General features: G+C 28.7%; 13 protein-coding genes. 8 read left to right on the plus strand and 5 right to left on the minus strand.

All coding sequences use genetic code 4. The features are described from left to right. The first annotated feature begins 386 nt into the window (after positions 1–386). From V3255_RS01880 to mip, 8 genes are all read left to right on the plus strand, one after another. Positions 387–6,329, plus strand: a complete 5,943-nt coding sequence (locus V3255_RS01880; RefSeq protein ID WP_341516299.1) for an SGNH/GDSL hydrolase family protein — start codon at positions 387–389, stop codon at positions 6,327–6,329. 321 nt (positions 6,330–6,650) lie between these two features. Next, positions 6,651–7,571, plus strand: coding sequence for a Cof-type HAD-IIB family hydrolase (locus tag V3255_RS01885; protein ID WP_129644092.1), 921 nt, complete (start codon positions 6,651–6,653; stop codon positions 7,569–7,571). A gap of 3 nt (positions 7,572–7,574) precedes the next feature. Then, on the plus strand, positions 7,575–8,660 hold the full coding sequence (locus V3255_RS01890) for a nicotinate-nucleotide adenylyltransferase (protein ID WP_337903111.1): 1,086 nt from the start codon (positions 7,575–7,577) through the stop codon (positions 8,658–8,660). Then, positions 8,641–9,300, plus strand: coding sequence for a 5'-methylthioadenosine nucleosidase (locus tag V3255_RS01895; protein WP_277446397.1), 660 nt, complete (start codon positions 8,641–8,643; stop codon positions 9,298–9,300). The genes V3255_RS01890 and V3255_RS01895 overlap by 20 nt, the downstream gene beginning before the upstream one ends. Before the next feature lie 574 nt (positions 9,301–9,874). Continuing rightward, positions 9,875–11,329 carry a hypothetical protein gene (locus V3255_RS01900; RefSeq protein WP_341516300.1) on the plus strand — a complete coding sequence of 485 codons (1,455 nt, stop codon included), beginning with the start codon at positions 9,875–9,877 and terminating at the stop codon, positions 11,327–11,329. Between the two features lie 2 nt (positions 11,330–11,331). Next, entirely contained in the window at positions 11,332–12,792 is a 1,461-nt protein-coding gene (locus tag V3255_RS01905) for a hypothetical protein (RefSeq protein WP_341516301.1), read from the plus strand. 396 nt (positions 12,793–13,188) lie between these two features. Next, positions 13,189–15,282 carry a putative immunoglobulin-blocking virulence protein gene (locus V3255_RS01910; RefSeq protein ID WP_333503868.1) on the plus strand — a complete coding sequence of 698 codons (2,094 nt, stop codon included), beginning with the start codon at positions 13,189–13,191 and terminating at the stop codon, positions 15,280–15,282. A gap of 1 nt (position 15,283) precedes the next feature. Next, positions 15,284–17,677, plus strand: coding sequence for an Ig-specific serine endopeptidase MIP (gene mip, locus V3255_RS01915; protein ID WP_252262662.1), 2,394 nt, complete (start codon positions 15,284–15,286; stop codon positions 17,675–17,677). Positions 17,678–18,519: 842 nt separating this feature from the next. On the opposite strand, the gene V3255_RS01920 is transcribed toward mip, so the two are convergent. From V3255_RS01920 to V3255_RS01940, 5 genes are read right to left on the minus strand one after another with little or no spacing between them, the layout of a single operon-like run. Continuing rightward, on the minus strand, positions 18,520–18,687 hold the full coding sequence (locus V3255_RS01920; RefSeq protein ID WP_196242502.1) for a hypothetical protein: 168 nt from the start codon (positions 18,685–18,687) through the stop codon (positions 18,520–18,522). A gap of 3 nt (positions 18,688–18,690) precedes the next feature. After that, positions 18,691–19,656 (minus strand): carbohydrate ABC transporter permease, encoded by a 966-nt coding sequence (locus V3255_RS01925; RefSeq protein WP_044285977.1) that lies wholly within the window; start codon positions 19,654–19,656, stop codon positions 18,691–18,693. Continuing rightward, on the minus strand, positions 19,619–20,629 hold the full coding sequence (locus tag V3255_RS01930; RefSeq protein WP_341516302.1) for a sugar ABC transporter permease: 1,011 nt from the start codon (positions 20,627–20,629) through the stop codon (positions 19,619–19,621). Before V3255_RS01930 ends, V3255_RS01925 begins: the two co-directional genes overlap by 38 nt. Then, on the minus strand, positions 20,620–22,806 hold the full coding sequence (locus V3255_RS01935; RefSeq protein WP_333503867.1) for an ATP-binding cassette domain-containing protein: 2,187 nt from the start codon (positions 22,804–22,806) through the stop codon (positions 20,620–20,622). The genes V3255_RS01930 and V3255_RS01935 overlap by 10 nt, the downstream gene beginning before the upstream one ends. A gap of 1 nt (position 22,807) precedes the next feature. Further along, positions 22,808–23,755 (minus strand): hypothetical protein, encoded by a 948-nt coding sequence (locus V3255_RS01940; protein ID WP_333503866.1) that lies wholly within the window; start codon positions 23,753–23,755, stop codon positions 22,808–22,810. Positions 23,756–23,768: the final 13 nt, after the last annotated feature.

The following is a 23,768-nucleotide window of genomic DNA, read 5'->3' on the forward strand; positions in this document are numbered from 1 at the left end:
GCTATAATTTGAGTATTCTATTTTTTTGGAATTTTTTATATTACTACGTAATATATAATCAAAAACTAGTTAAAAAGTAAAAAAATAAGAAATAGTAGTTTTTATTTTTGAGTCAAAATTACATTTTCCTTCTTATAATACTAGTATTATAAGAAGAGCATGAAGAGGAATGTCTTTTCGTCAGAAAAAATTTGGACGTGCCGGCTTATTAAAAGAAAAATTCAAAGGGATGCTGTGGATTTTTCTTTTAATAAGAATCAGGAAAAAGTAAAAAAAAATTTTATAGTTTTAGTTTTTTTATGGTACAATAATGTTATCAAGGCCGGATCACAAATTTTGTTAGCCCACAAAAAATCTGGAAAAACAAAAAGAAGCGGGGTAAAATAATGAAAAAAAGTATCTCAAAACCTGATTTTTCTAAAGCATTCAAAATATTTTTGAGTTTTAGCACCTTATCTTTAACAATTTCTGGAATTACTTTGATTGGTATAAAAAATCGCGATAAAACCGATCAAATTAACATACCAATTACCCACTCGGTCCAAGAAACTGAAGAGCTTTTGGATAAAATTAATTATTTATCATTAGGTGATTCGATTTCTGCTGGTTTTAACTGGGATTATTCTTTTGATGTTAGAGGTATGCTTGATGAAAAAAATCAAGTAAAAGGACTTTCGTATCCTGCCTTTTTTGCTAATTTTATTCAGAAAGTTAATCCAAACGCCCTTAAATCATTTGACAATTTGGCACTTTCTTGAACAACAGTCACAGATTGACTATATTTACTTAATCCTGAAAATGAAAAATACAAAAATTCAGATAAAACACATTTTCGTTTCAATTATCATCTAGATAAAAAATTAAATTCGCCATATGGACAGCAAATTCGTGAAGTTTTTGATGACTTTTCAGCAACAAGTTTTCCAAAACTCCACAAAAAAATCCAAGATTCAAATTTAATAACACTTTCATTAGGGGCAAACGATTTAATTGAGTCTATTGATTTTCGTGTAATTGCAAAACCACTCCAAAAACTTGCCACAAAAGCTGAAGCAAGTTTTGAATTTATGCAAAATATTGAACTAGCCTACCAAAAAACTTATCGAAATTTGCTAACTTTAGTTGAAAATTTGCGCAAAATCAACCCTAATGTTCGAATCGTTTTAGTCGGTTATAATTCTTTGACATCAAATATTGTTAAATTTTTTGAAAAATTACTAACAAATGAAATAGGTTTGCCCGAAAATTACGCTAATTTAGCAATAAAACGTCTAAATTCAACAATTAAACAGGTTGCCAAAGTTCAAAAAGTTCAGTATGTTGACTTGTATAATGAAAAAATTTGACAAGAAAATCCAACTGAATTTGCATCAAAAGAATTAGATATTCACCCTTCGACAAAAGGTTACAAAAAAATGGCCCAAGACCTCTTGTTCAAACTTGCTTTAGAACAAGATATTTTATTTAAAAACGAAGAACACAAAAAATTAGGTTGAGATAAGGATTATATCGAAAAAGATTTAAATAATTATCGTCGTACTTTAAATATAGCATCAAATTCACGAATTCTTGAGGCCTTAAGTCTTGATGGCTCAACTGATAAGTTTATTTCTGAGACCTCTCAAATCGAAACAAGAACGACTGCAGATATTAAAAAAACTGAAAAATCACCGCTTGAAAATTTTGTAAATGTTATATTAAATAATAATTTTGGTGATTTTTTAAGCCGTTTTGTTCAGTTAGGACTCCAAAATAATCCAGGCGTGCAAAAAACTTTAACTGATTTTTGACAACAAAACCAAAAAGCAGGTGCTTCTTTTGCCCAAATTTTGCAAAAAATTTTCTCAAGTGGGTTTTTTAGTCAAATAATTACGCGTTTTCAGACTTATGTTCAAAATATTATTGATACCCAGAACTGAGAAAAGGCAACAATTTCTGATTTAGTTAATCAAATTTTTGCCGACTTTGATGAAAAACAGATAATTGATGTTTTAAATACTGTTGTAACTTCTGAATTTGCCAGTGAAAATCCTGAAAAAACTAAAGAACTAATTTTTGCTTCTATTTTTGGCCAAAGTTTAGTTCAGGATCTTATAATTAACAATATTATCAAACTTGATGTTGCATATAAAGATAATTTAAAGGTAGTTTTTACTTTTGACTCAATTAGAAAATTATTTACAAAAATAATTACTGATTTTCAACTTCGCACAAAAGACTATGAAAATTCTGCCACTTTTCAGCAAATAATCCAAACTTACCTTGAAAATCCTCAAAATGACGCTGATAATGTTAGTTTTATTCGCAATTTTATCTCAGAAACACTAAAACATCATGAGTCTGTTAAGGTTCTAGTTGGCATTATTAACGATAATTTTAATTTTAATTTGTCTAAAAATGATCAAGATTCGCTCACTGATCTTTTAGTTTCGCTTGCTGATGTTATTGTCCGGACAAATGTCTGGACCAAATTGAATGACATTGCTGCTAAAAACTTTTTAGAAGTTATTAAAAAAAGCGATTATAAAAATATTGAGAGCATTTCATCAATTTTTGCTGACCAAATTTATACAAATTACACATCTTTTTTTAAAGATTCCAAAAATTTACTTGATTTATTTTACGAACTTTTAAGTTTTGAGCTAAGCAATAATCAAATTGAATCACTTAAAAAATTACTTAATAAATTTTACCCAATTTTAACAAAATTTGACCTAAGCAACTTTATTGATACTTCTTCACCAAATTATGCTAGTTTTTCCTTTCTTTTTGATTCGGTCAAAGATTTTTTAGTTTCAAATTCATTCAAACCTTTATCAGATATCGTAAATTCAGCAATTAATGATTTTTTAGTAAATAAAAGCCAATATAAGCGAATTGATGATTTAAATCGTTTTGGTTTTCAGTTTTTAGCTAATAATTTGCCAAAACTTGAAGAAAATATTTATGATTTTATTGCACAAAATGTTAAAAATGAAAAGTTTTTAACTAGTCTAATTGATTTAATTAGTAGTTCGTTAAGCGACCAAGGTCTAAAACCTACATCGGTTAAAACTTTTTCGGAAATTATTAGGCTAATTTTTGAGGATTTTTATTCTAAATATCAAATTTGAAAAGAAGATAAAACAAGTCCGACTAACAATTTAATTTTTGCTTTTGTTAAAGGTGCAATAAATACTTTTGAAACCTTTACAAAATCAAATTTTAGCCAGTATGATTCTCTCAAAACTAACCTTGAATCGGCAAGACAAGCAAATAATGAATCAGAAATTCAAGAATATTCAGCAAAAATCACACTTCTTGACCAACAACTTTCATTTCAAAATTTTTCTAGTTATTTTCTAAATAACTTTTTTAGCCAAGAACAAATTTATTCACTTTTAAAAAGTCTTGCTAGCCTTGATTTTAAAAGTAAAATTTCAACTCAAGATTTGGTTTTATTTTTCAAAAACCTTTTTGATCAATCATTTTTACATAAACAGTTAATCGAAAAATTAAGCCAAAATAGCTTTTTTAATAAGGAAAAAATTCAAAAACCCCTTTTAAATATTTTATCTAGCTTCTTTGAATCTTCAGAAGTTGAAGCATTACTTTCAAAACTTATTGATTACTTTTTTGACGATAAAAAGTTTGAAGAACACCCTGATTTTAGTTCGTTAATTCAGAATTTTATTACAGAAAATTCTGAATTAATTGAAAAAGTTTTTACACTTTTTTTAGGAAATACAACAACTTGAGAATCAATCTCCCAATTTTTACGGGCAATTTTGGATGAATATAAACTAAATTTAACGCAAGATTCTGTTAATACAATCTTAGAACTTGTTCGTGATTTTTTGACAAAACTAAAAGATTCAATTCTAAGCGTTCAAAATGAGACAACAATACAACCGCCGTTAATAATAAAATCAATAATTACTATTATTCTTGATGCAATTTCTAATAATCCAACCCCTAATAAATCGGTTATTGAGACTTTATTTGATAGTTTTAGCGTTGATATTGCAAATAATTATTATTCTTCAACGGCAACAAGTACCCAAGATTCAAGTAAAATTAATCAAGATAAAATTTCTTCATTAATTGCTGAAGTAATGAAAACTGAACCTATTTCAGAGCAAATTAAATCAAGTTTATCAAGCATTCCACAAGAATATCGTGAAGATATTGCTCCAATTTTTGATTCATTCTTACAATCTGATGGACTTAAAGATTTATTTAATTCCTATTTTAAAATAGTTGCAAAAGCAAAAATTAATAAGCCATTGAATAATTTATCGTTAATTAAGTCTTTATTTGAAAAGCAATATTTTAATAAAATTATCGGTGAATTTATTGTTCAATTAGACGAAAAAAAGAATAATCTAACAGGCAATTTTACAAAACTATCAGAAAAAATTTTTAATACTAAATTTGATCAAACGGAATTTGAATCTTTTTTCAAGCTAATTAAGAAAATAATTAAAAATAATATTGATAGTTATTACACCGATGAGCCAGAATCAATAGATATTTTTTCAGATCAACCTCAACAAATAAATGTGAGTCAAAATATTGTTGATCTTCGAATTATAGCTCAACCATTTAGTGATTCTGATTCTGAACAAGATTCTGCAAGTTCATCTCCAACAGAAACGCAAAAACTGAGCCCAGTCAAAAAGGACGCAAATTATTCAAAAGAAAATGCTTTTTTAACAAAACTTATAACTATTTTGACTAAATTAACTAACGGTCAGTTTTCTACTTCCAATTTGAATTCATTATTAGAAACCGAGATTGGAAATGAAGAGTTTATCGTTGATCTAGTCAAGCAAATTGCAGCAGTTTATAGTGAAATTCAGGACTCAGAAAAAAATAATATTTGAGATATATTGACAAAAATTTTTAAATCTGACTTTTTCAAAGAAAAAATTGAGCTATTAAGCGTTGGAAATATTTCCAGTTTTTCAATCTTTAGCGGTCTGTCAGAAGAAACCAAGAAAAAAATTGAGCCAACATTTAAAAGTTTGTTGTTAGAATTTTTACCAAATTCTGCAAACAAACTTTTTATTTTTCGAATTTTAGATTATATAAATAAAAATCAAGAATTATTTAATGATGTAAAAACATTTTCAGGAATCTTAACTAAATTTTTAAGCGATAAAAACACCGACCAAACCCAGAATTCACAAAAGCAAACAAATACCCAATTTCTGAAGAACTATTTGTGACATGTGCTTAATTTTTTAGTAAAACATGAAGGATTTTTAGATATAGCAGTTGATGTAATTGCCTCATATTTGAATTTAAATTTAGACAACAACTCAAATTTAACTAATAAAGTTCAAAAACCAAGAGAGATTCCTAAAACTTTTTTAAAAGAATTTATTGGTCTAGGTTTTGACAATCCTTTAATTTCTGATATTTTAGATCAAATGTTAGCAGCAGTTAAAACTTTAGATTCAAGTAAAGAAGCATCTAGTTTTTTCAGTGCCATTTTTAGTAAATTAGATTTTGCAAAATTAATTAATCTTGATTTAGTCGTTAAAATTGAACCAAAAATTAGTGTAGATGATTCAACAGGTAAAGCTTCAACCGAACAAAAAGATTTAATTAATGAAGAAAATTTAACATTAAACGCACCAACTGGACAAAAAATATCAACCAAAACACTCGCTGACTTTTTTGATTTAATATTTTTAGCCTCACCGGACTGAAATAATAAAAATGAAAATAAAGCTTCGCCAATTTTAAAAGAATTAAATCATATAAAATACACCGGAATTTCTTTTCAGGATCTTTTTACATCAAATAAAAAAGATCCTCAACTTGAAGCAATTTCAAAATTATTTCATAGAATTTGATACTCTGAGGGCAAAGATTCTAACAGAATATCAATCAAGAATTTTAAAGATTCATCAAAAGGAAGACTTCTTTATAGACTAGCGCTAATCCTTCTTTTTTATACTTATGAATCTAGGATTTCTCAAAATTATTGATTTAGATCCCAATTATTTTATGGTAGTTTTTTATCCTCTTGGAAAGCTTCTGAAATAATACGTGCCTCATTGCACAATGGAAGCCAATCTAAAGTAAGCAATTCGAATGATAGAGAATACAAGAAATTTATTGATGACATAATAGGGAATCCTGTCAAATCCAAAACTCGATGAGGGTGAACGAATTGATATACGCCTTCCAACGTAAAGCTGAATGACATGATTACAATGATTTATTATAATTCTGACAGTAATCGGTTTTCCAGCCGCACAAAGCAACCTAGATTAAAAGACCAAATTTTGCAGCAAATCCACGATGGAACTTATCCTAATGATTATGAAAAGCCCTAAAAATTAATATACTACTTGAGTAAAACTTTTATTAACAAAGTTTTTTCTATCAAAAGTTTAGGATATTTTTGTATCTTCAAGTCGTTTTTACTGTAATCATGAGGAAATTTATTACTTGAATTTTTTCATCAAAATCTTGCAAAAATTAGAAGAATCCTCCCAAAATTGATTGCTTTTCTCACTAAGTTTATAATTTTTTGGAAAAAATTTAATTTTGAAATCAAAATATTTAATATTCCGAAAAACATAATTTTAATATTTTAAAAATTGTATCGGTATAAAATAATAATATCGAGTAAATTTATGGTATAATTTCACAAAATGAAAATCTTAAAAAATCGCTATCTTTTTGTTCTTGATCTTGATGGCACAGTTCTTTCTGATAGTGCAAATTCTGAAATTCATCCCGATACTGAATCAGGAATTAAGCGCGCTGTTGAACTAGGACATGTTGTTTGCATTCTAACAGGAAGACCATGAAGATCGACAAAACCAATATACGAAAAATTAGGTCTAAAAACAATTGTTGCTAATTTTAACGGCGCTTATATTCATAACCCAACAGATTCTGAATTTATTCCAACAATTAATTACATAAATTTAAATGATATTTTATATATAATGGGTGACAAACGGGTAAAGGCTGAAACCTCAAATGTTGCAATTGAAGGACCTGGATGAGCTAAAATCAAAAAACGCGATAAACAATTAGAGCAAGTTTTTGGATTTGACCATATTAAAAATCTAAAGCCTGGTCTAAATTTCCATAAAATACCTTTAAAACCGACTTGTTTAATTCTTGATACAAAGCCAAGTACAAATATCAACGATTTTAAATCATATTTAGAGCGACGCTATGGCGATCTAGGTGAATTTTCAGCTTGATCAAAGGGAGAAAATCACACATACGTTTTTGATATGACCGCAATTGGGGTTAATAAATCTAAGGCTGTTTCAATGCTTTCGCGTTATTATAAAATTGACTTAGAAAATATAATTTCAATTGGCGATAGTTACAATGATATTGGTATGTTTGAAATTTCAACAATTTCTGTTGCAATGGCAAATTCGCCTTTGCAAGTAAAAAAGAATGCAACCGTTATTCTTAAAAAAACAAATAAAGAAGGTGGCGTTGGTGATTATATTAACCGTTTTTTAAAAAATCCTACAAAAGAAATCGAAAAATCAAAAAAAGTTAAAATGAAACTTTCAACAGCTCCAATTGAAGCAACCGAGTATTAAAAAATGAAATTAGAAAAAATTGCAATTTATGGCGGTTCATTTAATCCCGTTCATAAAGCTCATATACAAATTGCAAAAAAAGCAATCGATTTTTTAAATTTAGATATGCTTTTTTTTGTGCCAAATTATATAAATCCCTTAAAAAACAATAAAGAAAACAACGTTGATCCCGCATTTCGTTTTGAAATGCTAAAATTAGTGCAAATTGAAAAAACACAAGTTTGTGATTATGAAATTAAAGCCAAAAAAATTAGCTACACAATTGAAACAGTAAATTACTTTAGGCAAAAATATCCTAATGCCAAACTTTTTTTAATAATAGGATCTGATAATCTTGCCAGTTTTAAAATGTGGAAAAATTACAAACAAATTCTTGAAAAAGTCCAACTTGTTGTTTTTAGGCGTAAAAATTATCCTGATTTAGGAAATGTTAAGCGTTATAATGCCTTAATTTTGCCAACCCAGTTGCCTAATTTTAGTTCCTCAGAAATAAGAAATGGAAACCTTTTTGGTCTTGATCCAAAAGTAAATGCTTTTATTGGCGCTAATTTTTTATATGCTAATTCAATTCTTAAAGGTTTTCTTGGCAATTCTGACCGATTTATCCATTCAAAAAATACCGCTGAACTCTCAAGCGAGTATGCTAAAATTTATGGCCTAGATTCAAAACAGGCTTATTATGCTGGCTTATTTCATGATTTGACCAAAAAATGAAGCAGGCAAGAACACATTGATTTTCTTAGCTCCCAAAAAATTGATGCTAGCGATCTTCAAGACTATGAACTTCACCAACTTTCAGCTTCAATTTGATTAAAAAATGTTTATTTATTGCCTTTTGAACAAATAATTCGTGCTATTTCTTGTCATACAACCCTTTGTTTTGAAATGTCATTATTTGACAAAGCAATTTATGTTGCCGATAAATTAGCTCGCGGGCGTCGCTTTTCAGGTATTCAAAAATTACGCGACTTAGCAAAACAAGATTTAAATAAAGCTTTTAGCCAACTTGTAAGAATGTCCAAAATTGAGCATGAAAATATGAAAAACTCAGCCAATCAAATGAAACTATATGAAAAACATCAAAATTAAAACTGCTATTTTTTATGCTGATAAGCAAGAACAAGTAAATTTAGAATTACTTGGTGCAAAATTTATAAAAAATGTTAGCGTTTTAAACCTAAATTTTCCTGTTTATGAATATAAAAATATTTATTTTTTTTATATTCATTCGCAAATTGGCTTAATTAATTCAGCTATTTTTGCTCAGACAGTTGCAGTAAAATTTTTAATTACTAATATAATAAATTATGGTGGTTGTGGTGGAAGTTCATCAATTAATTTTTCAAAAATGAAAAATCAATTGATATTTCCTAAACGTTTTTATTTAATTGATGCAAAAACACCTTGATATGAGCCAGGCCAACTACCATTTGAACCTAAATTTTACGATAATAATTTAATTGCTGCTCAAAATTTTAATTTAGGTTCATCAAATAGTTTTATTTTTGAAGAAAATCAAGTAAAAGATTTTCAATTTGTTGATTTTTTTGATATGGAAGCATTTTCTTTTGCTCAAATAAGTGCCAAAAATAAGTTGAATTTTTATTGCATTAAATATTTGAGTGATAAAATTGGCCAAAATCTTGACATTTCCGAAGTTAATTTTAACATAAAACAAGGCGCTCAAAATGCCGCCAAATATGCCTTAGGTCTTCTTGAGAAAATCTAAAAAATATTTGTCCACTATTATAAATTCGTAAAAAACAGTTTGAAAATTAAATTATAAGTTTTCAAACTGTTTTTTTCTAAAGTGGCTAAAAACTAACAATTATTCCCGTTTTCATACTAACTTTTTTAAAAAAGTTAGTAAAAATTTCTAAAAATTTTTCAAGAAAATCGTAAATAAAAAATTTATTATCTGAATTTTTTATACTAATTTATGTTATAATAAAAATATAAAATAAGGTTTATTATATTTAGTTGATAAAGTCGCAGAATTAGGACATAATAAAAATTTATAGTTAAAATTTGAAGAACAATATCAGTCTAAATATCATATGGAGATTAAATAGAAAAACTCTCTTTAATAAATAAAACAAAAGATTATTTAGTGATTTGACCTCATATTGTGAAATAAGGAGGAAATTATTGAAAAACATCAATTTAAATTTTTGGTTCTTTAGCATCTTCAAACTTGAATTAATAGGGTATTTAGTAGAAGAATTGGGAATATACCGAATCCTAGTAAAGAAATATAAGTCCTTGCTTTTTGAAATTGGTAGATGATAATTAGGTGGTTTTATATGTTTTTCAACAAAAATAAAATATTTTTTATAGTAACTATGTTAGCAACTCCTTGGCTACTTCCTATAATTATTCTTGCAGTTCAAAATTTTTCTTTTGGCCATAAAGCAAATTTCTCTAGTCAACATCCACAAAAACCTATTATTTGAGTCGATGATAGTAATGATCTAATTAAATCAAATATTTTTTCATATAATCATTTACTAAATATTGATAGCAAAAAAAGACCTTGAATTCAAAACTCTAAATGGAAAAAGACTTTTCTACAAAATCCTGAAGAAATTCAAGAAATAGTAAAAAAATATTTATATTTTCAAGAACAAAATTTTGTCAATAATTTAAATGATAAAACAACTAAAAATTTAGTAACTTTTTTTGCTAATCAATATAATAATAAAAAGCACGAATTTAGTTTTAAAGAATTAAAATTAGGAGAGTTTTCTGATAGATTTAACAATTTATTTTCTAATAATTTTTTAATCATTGAAGATTTTGACGATTATTTGGATTTTTTCAAAGAATTTGAAGACAAGCAAGAATTTGAAAGAAAGAATTTAAATAAAGATTTCTTTGATAATAACCTATTTCTAGTTTATGTAAAAGATGAGTCAAATGTTGTTCCTATTTTTAATAAAACAAGCCTAGAAACTAATTTATCACCAATAGATCTAATTACCTATAAAAATCAGAACTTAATTATTTCAATAGATCAAAAATTTTCAAATTATTTAAAAGAAAATTCTTCTTCTTCTTCTTCTTCTTCTTCTTCTACTAGTAGAACACGCGAAAGGTTCCGAATTTTCTATAAATCAGTTCCTAAAAATTCTTATAATAAATCATATCCGCTATCTTCAATAAAAATTACTGATATAGAAGATTTAGTTTTGTATAATTCACTAGACAAAACATCAGCAGAGTTTAGTAATTTCTTGGATTTTATTAATAAAAAAAACACAATTTTGTCAAGAAAAAATTTGAAAAAGAATAGATTTTATGCATCACAAATTGATAAAAACATATCTAATTTAAGTGAAAATAAAATATTTTCAAACTTTAGCGAAGTAAAAGACTTGATAAATAACAAAAATTTATTGAAAAATGAGCACTGAAAAAGCACATTTCACCTATCAAATTTATTTATCCCCATAAAAACACAGGACAAAACACATAAATTTAATAGCTTCATCTTGCAAAAACAACAATTAAAAGAGATTTTCCAAGATGAAATTATTTATTGAGAATTTGATAAAAATTCCAAAAAAGTTTTAATTTATACTTTAAATTACAAAGACATTTTCCATGGAATTGGAAAACAACCTGAAAACTTTAATTTTGATAACTTGTTGCAATTTGAAAAAATTGATATTGGTGATATTGATGTTCAAGAAATTGAAATAAAAAAATTAAATTCCATCGAAGATTTCAATAATTTATACAATAAAACAGTGGTGTAAGTATGAAACAAAAGGCAAAAAAAATTTTTTATAGTTCTTTGTTATTAGCAAACTTTGTAGCTGCTGGGGTTGTTTCTACAATTTTCATCATTAATTATATAAGTCCTAAAAAATCAGAAACACTTAGTTTTCAGGATGTGTCCGATGATGAAAATAAATTTTTTATTAGCAACACTAAGCCTGAGGGTTTTTCTAATCCGGCAGACAATCATTGATTTACTTCGCAATATTGATCAGATCGGCTTCAAAAAAATCCAGAAAGAGCTAATCAATTACGGCAAAAATATCCATCTTTTGAAAATAACTTGTTCAAAAACTCCGATAACAATTCACCCCTTATTAAATTAAGTAGCTTTTTTCGCTCTGAATTTAAGAAAAATAATGACACATTAGAATTTGACCAAATAACTGATCAAGGTGTATGAAAAGATAAAAAAATTATTAATAATTTTGTGATTTTAAAAAACTATAATGACTTTTTCTCATTTTTTTCAAGGATAAAAAACGATAATTTTTACAAAAGAGTACTACAAACACCTGATTTTTTTCAAAAAAAGTCAATTATTGCTTATGTTCGACCGATCTGAAATTATCAAGATTTAACCTTTACATCAAAAGCTAAAAAACCATTTTTTAATCCAAATCATACTTTTTTTAATCCAAATAATCCCGATAATGTTGGGATTATGTCGTTTGACTCAAAATTCGAAAAATTTTTTACTCTCGGCCTTAAATATAACGAAATTATTGATCCTTTAATAGTTAATAATCCGGTTGTTTCGATTATTGATTCAGATTTTTATAATGAAAAATTTAATATTTATTACAAAATTATAGAGAAATCTATTGAAAATAACTTTAATCCTAAATTTGATATTCATATTAGCAAAATCGAAGATCTTGTTCTTTATAATAACATTGTTCGTGATAATGATTCTTCAAAATTCAAAGAATTTCTTTTAAAAAAACAGGAAATTTTAGATAAAAATAACCTAAAAAGCACAAGATTATATGCAAGAACAAATAAAAATCAACTAGAAAACCTAAAATTTTTTTCAACCCTAGAAGAAACAAAAAACCTAATTGTATCAATGCAAGATTCAATAAATTCAGAATGAGGTGGTGCATTTGTTCCTTCAAAACTTTTTATTCCAACAGAAGATAATTCCGAAGTTTTTAATAAATTTATTTTAAAAAAACAAGATGCAAAAAAAATTTTTGATGATGAAATTTTGTATTGAAATGTTGATGAGCAAGCTAAAAAAATAAAAATTTACACCTTTAATTATAAGGATTTATTCCCTAATTTTGCAACAGAACCTCAAAATTTTAAAATTGAAAATTTAGAAAAACTTGAAAAAATTGATATCGGAAATACAACAATAACACAAGTTGAATTTTCTAAAATTGAAACACTAGAACAATTCAATGATTTATATAATCAAATAATAGCCAAGAAATAATATTAAAAACCTTAATTTTCTATTTCTTTTTTGGGTTAGCGCGACTTATTTTTCATAGACTTATCAAGTTTTTTTACTAATTTTGTATTAATTTATTAGTACATATATGCAAAATTGACTCTTTGTGTTAGTTTTGCATTTTTCTTTTTTATAAATTTGCCTTAAATTCTTCTGTAAAATGTAAACTTTTGCTTTTAAAAGTTTTAAATTCAGCAATTTTGCTGTATCTAATTTTGTCTTCAACAGTCAATTTGAATTTTTTCAATTACCACCCTTTTTGAATCAGTTAAAATTAACATACCAATTTATAGCTTATCTAATTTTACATTTTTTCGTATAGTCTTATTTTTTATAGTAAAATTTATCTCATAAACATTTAGGAAGGGTAGAACGATTATGAGATTGAGCATTTTACCTAGAGTTTCAAAACGAAAACAAACAATTTTATTAGCAACAACTCCTGCAATAATTGCGACTTTAACCATTGGATTCACCCAACAATTAAATCCTTATACAGGTCTAATTCCTAGGCCTCAAATAGTTTTTTCTCCCCAAGAGAGAAATGAAATTCTCAAAGAACCAGAAAAACCAGCACAAACTGAAACCTCAAAACCCGAAGTTACTAAAATAGATGTTCCCAAACCAGTTGAGCCAGTAAAAGTAGAAACACCAAAGCCAAAACCAGTCATAACAACTCCTGAAAAAGCAATAATAGTACCGATAAATCCGCCTAGGACCCAACCTCAAACGATTCCGCGTACTGAGACAAAAGTTGTTAGTCAATCACAAACAAATGTTAATTCTAATCTTGAAGCACTAAAAGTAAAAGCACTAGCACGATACAGTCAAGCAATCGATAATTCAATTAAAGAGGCAAAAGCAAAAATTGTCGGATTTCAACAAGAAATTGACGAAATTAACCGTATTTATGACAACCATTTTGATGATCCCTTTTATAATCCCAATAAAGTTACAAAATTAATCTGAGAAAATTTTCGGATTCAAAAATTACGAACTTTCGATGGTTCAAATGCTCCTGAATACCAACTTGAAAGAGTTAAAAGTGATCTAAAAATACTTGAGGAGTTAAAACAAACCAAAAAATCATTTAATCAAGAAGAAATTAAAATGCTTTTGCGTGGAATGTTGCCTTCAACTGATTCACCCTATGTTTGGGGTTATGAAAATGAATCTGATAATCCTGTGCTAAATCAATTAAAAGCAGCAAATAATCGTCGTCTTATAAATATTCCTTCATGATATTCACGAACTCCAGGAACAATTTCTGACCTAACTTATGAGGGATGAGACCGTCAAGATGTCTCAAGTGAATTTAACGGAATTGATAATTCAATTGGAAATTCAGTAAAAGTTTATAATTATACCCCTAATGATAAAAATGAGGACAGAGCTAATCGTCAACCGCTCAAAGTTATTGTTCTTGATGCTAATGACAATGATGCATTTAAAAAATTTCAGGAAATTTTAACAAAAGTACTCCAAAAAGATAATAAAATTCAAGCTGTTGTTCTAAAAAATGTCGGTGATAAAAATTCAAACCAAAATGTTGAAAAAATTTTAAGTTCAATTCCACCTTCAATTAAAAAATTAACGCTTTTCCTTGATAATTACAATGCAACGGCTAATTTACGTCCTTTAGAAAAAATTAAACTTGATGAACTTGAACTCTATTCAAATATTGATGCATTATCAGATAACTGGTCAATTAATCCAAACGCACTAAAAAACATTGACTACATTAGTTTTGATTATAATAATGCCGCAACTTTTCATAAAAATCATCCTAGTGAAAAAATACCTGGATCAATTGTTTTTAGCACTTTAGCTTGAGATGCTCATGATACAATCCAAACTGTTGATGAGGGTCTTTCAATTGTTTTTGACTCAAAAGTTTATCAGCGAATTTTCCAAGGATCTCACGGTGGCAAAGGCGGGCGTCCGGTTAATCTTGATTTTTCACGGGCAAAAAACATCAAATCACTTAAAGGCTTAAGTCTTGAAAAATTAGATAAAATCTGAAATGATCATGTTAAAAATTGAAAAGATGACAAATATTCTAACGAAGATTTTACCGGATTTCGTCCGATAAAATTTAGAAAATTAATTTTTGGCCTTGATGAAGCCAACAATTTTGTTGCAAAATGAGACGATTTTAACGGTGGGCAATTAAGTTCACGGCTAACTTTTGACGAACCAGGTGGAGCCCAAATTGAGTTTCGCGACAATACCGGTACTCAAACTTCAAGTCCAATAGCAATCTTTTTATCTGGAACACCTAGTGGTGATGCGATTGCGGAAATTAGCGCTTTTATTAGAGCGGCAAATTCACGAAGTTTATCAGTAAATCGCCTTTATGTCGAAAATGAATCAGTTTTAAAACAGGTTGGTTCACGAATTGGTTCTGTTCAAGTTTCAGTTAAAAAGGCTGAACAAAACAGCGTTCAAGACGGATTTTCAGGAGATGTATAAAATGAAAATTAAATTTTTATTTCCACTTTTATCTGTTCCATTTTTTGCGATAGCTTGTGGCAATAACCAACAGCAAAAACTGCCTTCAGAACAAAATCAACAAAGTCAAAAAACCCCTTCAACTGAAGGGAATATTTCAAATTCACCCCAAATTGACCTAGTTTTTCAAAAAATTGATTCAAATTTTGAATCAATTTTTGGTCAAAAATCAGAAAATGAATTCAAAAAATTCATTTCCGAATCACAAAAGTCAGTTTTTCAACTTCTTGATAATAATGTTAAAGATTTAAGTAAAAAACAGGAAAAAATTACCCAAATTAACAATATTTTTAGTGCTCTAGAAAAAATTGCACAGCAAACTCAATACGATCTTGAAGCTCAAAGATCGACAGCAACACTAACCTTAGGTGCACTTAAAGATATTTTTAAAGAAGAAAAACCAACCCAACCGCAGCCGCCTCAAAGTCCCCAAAATCCTCAATTATCAGAAGAACATGATAAAAAAATTGCTGAATTAACTAATAATTCTCGTCCTTCTGGTCAAAATTTTAGTCGTTTTTCCAATGATGGTAAGCGGATAATTCTTGATCAATACGAAAATGATTTTCCCGAAAAAGAATGAGATTGGTATCGTATAAATTCTAATTTTAGCGGCAGTGGTATTGGTTTCGGATCTACAAGTGAACTTGAAAAAAAGCCGGAAAATTTCCCAAAAGAAAAGCCCGAAACTATTGCAAAATTAAATCAAAAAGCAAAAGAATCAGACCAACCTTTATTTGAAAAAGCACAATTTCGCCTTTTTTCCTTACCGGTTTTTGACGATAATGGAAATATAAATAAAATAAAATTCAATACTTACGAGGCAGGATTTAAAACTCCGGCTTGATGAAAATCTAGCGAAAATTCCGACTATACTTTTGGTGGCCCAAATCGACTTGGTTTGCCAAGAAAAATTGTTTCTGAGGATTACAGAAAACTAATTCCAAATGTTGTTTCAATAAAAATCGAAAATTTAGTCGTTGATGATGCCTACCAAAATGACAACAACAATCCAATTACGCGCACAAATTTTTCATTTGGAACCTTAGGAATTTTAGATTACCAAATTCCGCAAAATTCATCCTATCCACTAAAATGATTCTTTTTAACTAACGCTCACGTGGCAAATAATTTGCAAATCGCCAATGATTTTCATGAAGGTAAACATTATGGCCGTGATTTTTCAAATTATAATGATTCTGATTTTCGTTTAAATACACAAAGTATAACTCTTACAAAATTAAAACAAACCGTTCCTTTGAATACAATTCTGCCAACCACTAGAGGAGCAATCGCTGAGGATGAATTTTATAACACAGTCAAACTTGATATCAAAGAAAACAATGGCAAAATTTACAATAACGGTTCGGAATCTCCAGATTTAGCTGGCGTTGCCAACCAAACAAAACCCCGCCAAAAACCAACCCAAAGTATGAATGTTAGAACTATTTTAATGGGTTCAGACGTTTTTAAATTCAAACCTAGCGATTTTAGTGATCAACAAGATCTCCAGAATGTTGATGAATTTCTTGATTTTGCAATTATTGAAATTAATTTCAATAATGAAGCAGAAGCTAAAAAAATTACCGAAGAATTTTATAATAATCACAAGTCAAAATCGTTAAAAATTTCTGAATTTAATCCGTTTAATTCAGATCAATATTCAAAACTAGAAAAAACGCCTTTCTATAGCTTAGGTTACCCTGGCTCAAAAGGCGACCCTACTATTTCTCAAAACGATTATCCAGCCGATTTTGCCCAAAGAAACTACAGTGTTTCGCCTTGGATTAATAAAAATTTCCGTCTTTTTAATTCTAGAAAGGAAAAAGATCCTTTAATTAATGGCGGTTCTGAATTTGCTTGATCAAGATCCTATCGCAGTTTTGTAAATCTTCCTGGAATTAGCGATTATTTCATAACTGCACCAGTGTTAGCTAAATCTTATACAAAACTTGATTATTTTGACCAAAAAGACAAACAACGTAAATCCAAAAAATATTTAAACGGCGGCCTTGGAACTGTTATTGATAATTATACTGCAAGCGGTGGTTTGTCTGGTAGTCCTGTCTTTTTTAAAGACGGCCAACTTTATTCTGTTGTTTATGCCTCAGATTCGCAAGCTTCAGCAAATTTAACATTAAATTTACGTTCTTATGGCTATGATTATAAAGGTTATTATGGCAAATATAATCTTCCTAAATATGATTTAATTTATGGCGATTCTTCTAGTGATGCTCAACAGCAAAAATCTTATTGAAAAGCACTATCTGAACTTTATAAAAATCAAACCAATTTTAAAACTAATTTATTTCCAGAAGGTCTTGCCAAACAAAAAGATGTTTTTGCAAAAAAATAGCTTTAAAATAGGCTGTTTTTTTTGATTACAGGCAAAAAACCGCAAGTCAAAATTTAGCAAATTAGTCATCTTAATTATTTTAGTTTTAACAATTTTGCTTAAGTATTTTGGTTATATTTAAAAAAAATTAAACCAAAAGTGTACAATTAAAATCATAAATAAAAGACTAATTGTCTGAATTTTTTTCTACTATTCAAACTAAAAAAGGTAAAATTTTAGCTTAAGAAGCAAAATTATAAAATATCTAAACTGCTTTTTTAGCCTGAAACACTGGCAAAAATCAATTTATGGGTAAAATAACAAAAACCATAAAAAAATACAACTACTATTTAAACTCAATGCAAATAGAAAACTCGTTTTTATTTACATCGAGCCTAAAAAAAACATATGAAGTTTTGAAAGAACAATAACCAAAAGCCCTAAATTTATAGATTTCTAAACGGTCAAATTTAAGGCATACCATCATATTTAAAAATATAATGGAAAATTCGCACTGTCTGATTTTTTTAGACAAAAAACATAACTAATTCCCCCTTAATTCAATATTAAAATTTATTAATTTATTCTTAGTGACTCTATTATAACAGAATTTTAATTTTTAACCAAACATTTTTTTTTTTTTTTACAAAGGCTTAATTTTAAAACAATAAAAATTAAGATTTTAGCCTCAAAGAAACACGGATTTACCGGTATTTTTGCATATTTATATTAGCGGTGAATTTTTGCATCAAACTGGCAAACTCAGAACTAACAAGCCTAAATTTTTAATATTTAACAGCCCCAAAGATAAAAAAAATCCAAACAATTAAATGTTTGGATTTTTGTCTGAATTTGTACTTATTTTATAAAAAGCCGTCTATAAATGCTTGCTGGAAAAAATAAATAATTGCTCAAAAAGTTAGGGCAGTAAAGCCAAGACCGACAATGACTGATACTCAAATAAATGATGATTGTAATTTAAGGCCGATTTTTTCCTTATTTTTTTTAAAAAAACTTTTCAATCTAGTCATATTTTATCCTTTTACAGTTGATCCTTGACGTGAGACTGCACTCATTATTCTCTTACGAAAGACAAAATAAGCAATAAACATTGGCAGAATTGTTAAAATTGCACCGGCCATTCTGATGTTTTTAAAGTAGCCTCCGGGAATTTGGGCGGTCTCATCAGCGACTCCGACTTTTTGTAAGAGTCAAGTATTTAGCGTAGTTAGGTCAGCTGAATTAGACTGTAGTATTAAAAGTGGCCAAAGTGTTGAATTTCAGGCTGAAAAAGCAGTTAGAATTCCGACAGTTCAAATTGTTGGCGATATCATCGGGGTGGCTACCTTAAAAAAATATCTAATCCCAGAACAACCATCGACCATTGAGGCTTCTTTAATTCGATCAGGAATTTCTTCAAAGGCATTTCGAAACATAAAACCAGAAAAAACAGAGGCAACAAATGGACTAGTCAAGGCAAAAATTGACTGGAAACCGTCATTTCACCCGAGCATTACCATAATTCGGTATTGGCCAATTAAAAGGGCAGTCTCAGGAAGAACTAAAATTGAAAGGAAAACTACCCAAGAAGCTTGTTTAAATTTTCACTTTCTTAGCGAAAAAGCATAGCCAAAAGTCATTGAGAAAAAAACTTTTGCAACCACAGAAATTAAAGTAACTAATATCGTGATTCCAAGAGCGGCAAAATAACCTGACTGGGCAGCTTTGACAAAATTATCCCAGGCAAAATGGTTAGGCCAATAAACTGGAATTCGCGTGTCAAGAATTTGCTCTTCAGGTGAGAGGGAATAGACCAACATAAAATAAAAAGGAAAAACAATTAGTATTCCAAAAAAGAAAAGCACGATAAATTTGAGTAAAAAGCTTGAAATTGCACTTGTGATATTCTTGTTGCGAACTTGCGAATTAATTGACTCTGTTAATTTAGCGGTTTTTTTGTCGCTAATATATTTTAGAATTTTTAATTTTATAATGAACATTTTTCTCCGTAATTTTGTCAGCTACTAAAAATATTGTGCTTAAAAACTTTTTGACAACAACTGAAAGGGCAATTCCAAAAACAAAAAGATAAATAGTTAGCGCTCCTGCCTGGGCAAAGTTAGGTGTTCCGCGCACATTTTTGTAAATATAGATCAGTAAAGTTGCACCTCCGTTACTAATTGCTTCAGTTTCGTTGGCAAAAATACCAATTGGAAAGACCTTAATTCCGCCGATAATTCCGATTGTAATTAAAAAGTTAATTGTTTTTGAAACTGAAGGCAGTGTAATTTTGAAAAATTGACGAACTGGACTAGCTCCATCAATTGCCGCTGCTTTATAAAGTGTTGGATTAACTGAAAGCATTGCGGTGGTCAAAATTAGAACTTCAAAAGCAAGACTTCTTCAGACTCCTGACATTAAAACAACTAAAAGTGCATTAAAAGATGAAGGATTTCCGGAATTTAGTCATCTTGTTGAAATCCCAAAAAGACGGTTAATAAAGCCAGTTTCACTATCAAAAATATAGGCAAAAGCAACTGAAACGGCAATTCCTGAGGTTACATAAGGTAAAAAAAACACTGTCTGTCAAAATCCACGGGCATATTTGCGGTGCAGCGAGGCAATTGTTGAGGCAATAATTAAACTAATTATTAGGCCAAGTGGTAGTGCTGCTATTGAATAAATGACAGAATTTCGAATTGCAATATGAAAATTAGTATCAAGAGTAATTAAATCAACAAAATTATCAAAACCAAATCGAGTATTTCCGGCAATATTAGGGTTAATTTCGATACTTAAAGACTTAGAAATTGAGTATAAAAATGGCAAAAAAGTAAAAATAAAAATAACTAAAATTGAAGGCAAAAGTATTAAAAAAGGCTTTCAAAATGGTTGTTTTTGGTCTAGAATTCCCAGTTCAAGATTAGTTTTTTTAATTCGCTGTTTTAGGAAATATCTACTAATTAAGTTCATTGGATTCGCTCCCTTGTTTGATAATCAAATAGATGTAATTTTCCTGATTTAATACTGAATTTGACAATTTCGTCAATCTCATAGGCCGGTTTTTTACGCAAGATTATTGAAATTTGACCGATATTTTCAACATCAATTTTGGCAAGAATATCTTTTCCGAGATATTCAATCACGCTAATTTTTCCTTGAAAATTACCAGCTTCATTTTCGACTAAATCTTCAGCTCTAATTCCGACTCTTATTTTTTCATGCTGATAATCTTTTAGCAGTTCAAAAATTATTTGATTATCAACAATGACACTTTTTGTTTCTTTGTCATAAAAAGCATCAAAAATATTCATCTCAGGAACACCTAAAAATGAGGCAACAAATTCATTTTTAGGATTATGATACAACTCAGTTGAAGTTCCAATTTGCTGAACATATCCAGTTGACATACAAATAATTCGGTCCGAAATTGACATTGCCTCTTCTTGGTCGTGGGTAACAAAAACTGTTGTTATTCCGATTTCAGTTTGAATTTTTCGAATTCACTGACGAGTCTGAACTCTTAGTTTGGCATCTAAGTTTGAAAGTGGCTCGTCCATTAGTAAAATATCAGGATGTCGAACAATTCCACGGGCAATTGCTACTCTTTGCTGTTGTCCACCAGAGAGTTTTGTTGGTTTTTTAGCTAAATTTTTAGTTATTTCAACCTTTTCGGCTGTACGTAAAACAGCACGATTTATTGCTTCTTTTATTGAAATATTATCATTTTGATACTCTTGATATTGCTTTAATTCTTGCTCGTTTAGTTTTGAAGTATTAAGGGAAAACTTATTAATTAAGTTTCTTTCATAGTCTAAAAATAGTTTTAAAGTTTCCTTTTTGTAAGTTTTTGATTTAGTCTTAAGCGATTTTAAAAGCAACAAATTCGGTGAATGACGAGTATTTGTTTCAAGAAATTTCTTTGTAGTTTCACGGTAAGTATGCTCAAGATTTGCTAGTTTTCCTGAATTTTTAATTTGATTTTTTTCGTTTTCAATTTCAGTTTTAAATCAAAGCTCTTTTTCTTTTTTTCGTTGATTGAAAGCCTCAATTTGTTCTTGATAATCTAATTTGAGTGATTCAGCATCTTTTAGACTTGTTTTATTAGAAAAATTTTTAAAACCTTGTTGAATTTTAGCCAGTTCAATTTTTGAATTACTAAGAAATTGTGCTTGCAATTTCTCAAGTTTTTCTAATTTTTCATATAAAAGTGCTTTTTGTTCTAAAAAGTTTTGCCTGGCGCGAACTAGTTCAGGAGCATTTTTTATTGCGTATTTTTCTTCCTGAATTTTGTTTTTATGAGCTTTTTTGTCGAGTTTTGCTTGTTTTTTAATTTTGTCAACTTTTAATTTATAAGCTTTTCGAAAAGTAATTGCCTGTTGGATTGGGCAAATTTCCCCTTCTTTTTTGCCAAAAATTTTTTTCCAAAAAGCTCAGAAAATTGATGCAGACTTGCCTAATTTTAAGAAATCAATCGTTAAATTTTTTATTTCAGCCTGTTTGTGAGCTTCAATTAAAAAATAATCGGTCTGAAGTTGATTTAAATTATGATAAATTTGTGTTTTAAGTTCGTTATAATCATGTTCTAATTGGCGGTAAATATCAAAATAATCAAATAGTTTATTTTTGTAAATTTCTAGATCTTCGAGTGAAGCACCGTTTTTGGCAAGAACAATTGAATTAGCATTTACACGTGCAAGCATCGATTTTTCAAGTGCTTTTTGCTTCCATCTTGGGTCATTATGCAAAGAAAAAGCAATGTTTCCAAAAACATTTAAATGCGGATAGAGCGCATAATTTTGGAAAACAAGACCAATTTTACGTTGCTGAGGTGACTTTCGGGTTACATCATCACCATTAAAAATAATTTGACCTGAAGTTGGATTTAAAAGACCAGCAATTGCATTTAAAATTGTAGTTTTTCCTGAACCTGAAGGTCCTAAAAGTGTAACAAGTTCACCTTTGTAAATTTTAATATTTGCACTATCAACAGCAAGTGTTTCACCAAAGTCAATTGTTAAGTCTTTAATTTCAATTGCAGGGATTGAAAATTTCGATTTATAACGACTATTTGAGGCCTGCCGAATTTTTTTTAACTCGGATTCAAAGTTATTTTTTTCGATTTTTTTATTATCATCTGCTTTTTTCATATTATTTATTATTTCCACTTTTTGTATCTTTTGAATTTTCTAACCTAAATTCATACCAGTCAACAACATTGTTATCTTTATTTTTTTCACCTAGAACTAAAAAGTCAGAAATTTTTGCAAGACCACGTGTTTTATAGATAGATTCAAGATTTTCATTAAGTGAAGATATGCTTGAATCTTTTAATTTTTCATAAATTCCGAACTTTTTATTAATGGAATTCTCAACTGCTGCTGCTTGTTTGATTGAATTATAATAATAAATTGTAGTCTGGTTAGTTATTCCCGAAAATCCTGATTGCAAAGTTGGAACCGCAAGTCCTGCTTTTGTTATTTCAACGCCATAAGATTTATAAAATCCATTATGACCAAAAAATAAACTACCAACATAACGGTTAAAAGAACGCGCTGGACCTGTTTTTGGGTAGACAAAAAAAACTTCTGTGCCTACTGGCAACATTTTTTCGGCAAATCGAGTTGCTCGCTTGGCATATTCAGCCTCAAGTCCTTCGGTTTCTTTATAAGTTCCTGATATGGTCGTACCTACCTCAGGAGTGTCAATGCTTTCAATTCTGACATTAAAAACAGGTTCAATTTTAGTTTCGCCAACAGATTTTAAGGTAGCTGTATCGCCATCAGTCCATTTTTGAATTGTAACTTTTTGGTGGTTAAAAAATTTTGAATCAGGCAAAATATCATCTTTAAATTTGAGCTTATCTTCTTCAGTTCAAGAATAATTTGGATTAAGAAATTTTGCAATGTCTTTGGCATATTGACTTTCTTTATCGTGCAAATCTAGCTCAGGATTTAGCCCAAAATCCTCTATTTTATAGTATTTTTGAGCCTGAAAGTAACCTTGAGCAGCGTGGTCTGTTGTACAAGAAGCAATAAAAAAAGGGATAAAAGTAAAATTTATACTAGCAAAAAACAGCTTTAAAAAGTTTCTTTTCATAAGACAAATTTAT

The sequence above is a fragment of the Mesomycoplasma ovipneumoniae genome (genome assembly GCF_038095975.1).
Taxonomy (GTDB): Bacteria; Bacillota_I; Bacilli_A; order Mycoplasmatales; family Metamycoplasmataceae; genus Mesomycoplasma; species Mesomycoplasma ovipneumoniae_C.